This window comes from Sporomusa sp. (assembly GCF_057736855.1).
Window position 1 is genome coordinate 2846 of sequence record NZ_JBYKYF010000007.1, and the last position, 3044, is coordinate 5889.

Genomic DNA, 3044 nt, shown 5'->3' on the forward strand with positions numbered 1-3044 from the left:
TATCTATGCTGCTGTCGGCATTCACCCCCATGATGCCAAGGAGGCTAAGATTAATGACTATGAACAGTTAGCCGAATGGTGTTCTATACCGAAAGTGGTGGCAATTGGCGAGATTGGTCTTGACTATTACTATGACTTTGCGCCTCGTGATGTTCAGCAACAGGTATTTATTCGGCAGATTGATGTGGCCAGACAGCTTAAAAAGCCCATTATTATTCATGACCGGGATGCTCATGGTGATGTACTGGCTATACTCAAAAAGGAAGCTAAAGGAATGACTGGCGTATTACACTGTTTTTCCGGCAGTCTGGAAATGGCCAAAGAAGTCATAAAACTAGGTTTTTATGTTTCTTTTGCTGGGCCGATAACCTATGCCAAAGATGGCAAGCTGAAAGAAGTAGCAGCCGACATTCCTTTGGAGCACTTGTTGGTGGAGACTGACTGTCCGTACTTGTCTCCTCAGCCGTATCGGGGCCGCCGCAATGAACCGGCGTATGTCCGCTTTACTGCTGAAGAGGTGGCGCGGGTCCGGGGAATGGAATTAGCTGCACTGGCTGAGGCAGCAACCACCAATACCAGGCGGTTATTTGGTATTGATGCATAAGATAGGGAAATAATTCTAAACGCTAGCAGGAATAAATTGGAAGTACGGCGAATATTTTACAATAAAATTATTTGCCGTATTTTTATTTTTACTGCATAAATTTTACAATATTTGGTGATACTCCCAGTAACAAGTATGCAATTATGGCTAAATAAGAAAAAATTGACTTATTAGCCATGTTATGGTATAATTATTGAGCTCATTGAAAGGGGGGTATTCATGCGTGATGGAAAGGCCGTACTGAATCAGTACGAGCAGAAAAAAGTAGCATTGATTGTTATCTTGCTACTGGCATCATTGCTGGCAACCGGATTTGTTTGGGCACACAAAAAAGTCCATATTGTCGTAGATGGTCAAAATTATACTGTAAAAACTATGCACAAAAATCCACATAAAATTTTAAAACAGGCAGGAATTACGCTTGGGCCTGAGGATGAGGTTCGCCTCTCCACCGTCAGTGTAGATACTGGAACTGTGATTGAGGTATTTCGTGCAGTACCAGTAACAGTAACTTACCAAGGAAAAACCTTTAACCTACTTACTGGTAAGCCTACCGTACGCGAAGTAGCCACCCAGGTGGGAGTACCTCATGACAAAATTAAACTAACACCCGGGGATGATGTCAGGCCGGTTGCTGGCATGAACATCCGGGCGGTTACACTCACTGAAAAAATCGAGGAACAGGAAACTCCTGATCTGTTCCAGGTTATCCGCCAGCCTGATCCCACTCTGGAAAAAGGCGTGGAGGAAATTGTGCAGCCTGGCGAAAATGGGATCAAGAAAGCCACTGTACGCGTTAGGTATGAAGATGGCATTAAGGTTGCGGCCGATGTGCTGTCAGAGAATGTAGTGGTGAAATCTAAACCACAAATTATCCGGGTAGGTACCCGTGATACGATAGACACTTCCCGCGGCACTTTGCATTTTCGGGATGTTCGTCATATGGAGGCCACTGCTTATCTGCCCACCGACGGTTCACCTGAGGGGTTAACCGCCACCGGGATTGCTGCCCGGCGCGGCATTGTCGCCGTTGACCCGGATGTTATTCCGTTGGGTACCCGCGTATATGTTCCAGGTTATGGTTTGGGACTGGCGGCTGATGTCGGCAGTGCCATTGTTGGCAACAAAATTGATTTGTGCATGGAGAATCCGCAGGAGGCTTGGCAATTTGGCCGCCGCACCGTAAAAGTGTACATTTTAACTGATTAAAAGTAAGGCAGAGCGTTTTGCTCTGCCTTGTTTTAATCTTTGCAAAATGATGAAGTCGAAGAATTGCAACCGTCTGAAGGAGTAGTCAGCAATAACAGCGAAGTATGCACAGACAATTATAAGTTGGGGTGAAAGGACTGGGACTGTTGGTTGGCATAGATCTGAGTTTTTTACGAAACTGTTGGAGACTTACCCGTGAATATTGGTATTCCGAGGAAAAATGGTGGGCTAGAGGGCTGGCGGCGGTGATTGTGGCTCTTAATTTAGCCTATGTGTATATATTGGTACTAATTAATAAATGGTATAATCGCTTTTATAATGCATTGCAGAATTTTGACCGGGAAGAATTTTTTAGTGCATTAGGCGAATTTAGCGTTTTAGCGGGTATTTTTATTCTTGTTGTTGTCTATAAGCTCTATTTGCAGCAAATGCTTCAGATTAAATGGCGGCGTTGGCTGACGAAAAAGTATCTGGATAGTTGGCTGCAAAACCGGACGTATTATCGCTTACAGCTTGTTGATAACAATACCGATAACCCTGATCAACGAATTAGTGAAGATTTACGTCTATTCACCCAATATACCTTGAGTTTATCTTTGGGGTTGTTAAAGGCTGTTATAACCTTAGTCTCCTTTATTGCAATCTTATGGCAATTGTCAGGTACTCTTACCATTCCTCTTGGCAGTACGGAATTTACTGTTTCTGGTTATATGGTTTGGGTGGCAATTATGTATGCGATTGCAGGTACTTGGTTGACACACAAAATTGGTAAACCATTAACCAAACTTAATTTTGAGCAGCAGCGGTATGAGGCAGATTTTCGTTTTAGCCTGGTAAGACTCAGGGAAAACAGCGAGAGTATTGCTTTTTATGGCGGAGAATCCCGAGAAGGACAATCCTTTATGCAGCGGTTTGGGCATGTTTTGGATAATTTTTGGAAGATCATGCAACGCCAAAAACAACTCACTTGGTTTACTTCTGTTTATGGGCAGATAGCCATAATTTTTCCTATCCTAGTGGCAGCTCCCAGATATTTTGCCAAAGAGATTCAACTTGGCGGCCTGCTGCAAACGTCATCAGCCTTTGGCAAGGTGCAAGAAGCGTTATCTTTTTTTGTTGAGAGCTACACCTTATTGGCTGAATGGAGGTCGGTGGTGGACCGGCTTACTGGTTTTGTCAGCAACATGCATAAAGTCAATGAACTTCCTGAGTCAGGTCCTGAAATAAAACC

2 protein-coding genes and 1 pseudogene are annotated in these 3044 nt (G+C 43.9%); all 3 read left to right on the top strand.

The features are described 5' to 3' along the window. The coding region (locus AC29Z1_RS01035; RefSeq protein WP_488269597.1) for a TatD family hydrolase at positions 1–604 on the top strand (604 nt) is incomplete at its 5' end. A 219-nt stretch (positions 605–823) separates the two neighbouring features. Beyond that, positions 824–1813 (top strand): resuscitation-promoting factor, encoded by a 990-nt coding sequence (locus AC29Z1_RS01040; protein WP_488269598.1) that lies wholly within the window; start codon positions 824–826, stop codon positions 1811–1813. A gap of 155 nt (positions 1814–1968) precedes the next feature. Further along, positions 1969–3044: pseudogene (locus AC29Z1_RS01045) on the top strand (ABC transporter ATP-binding protein/permease); the annotation flags it as partial.

Coding starts and splice junctions, on each gene's coding strand:
- AC29Z1_RS01040 (WP_488269598.1), top strand. CDS start 824: ATGCGTGATGGAAAGGCCGTACTGAATCAGTACGAGCAGAAAAAAGTA.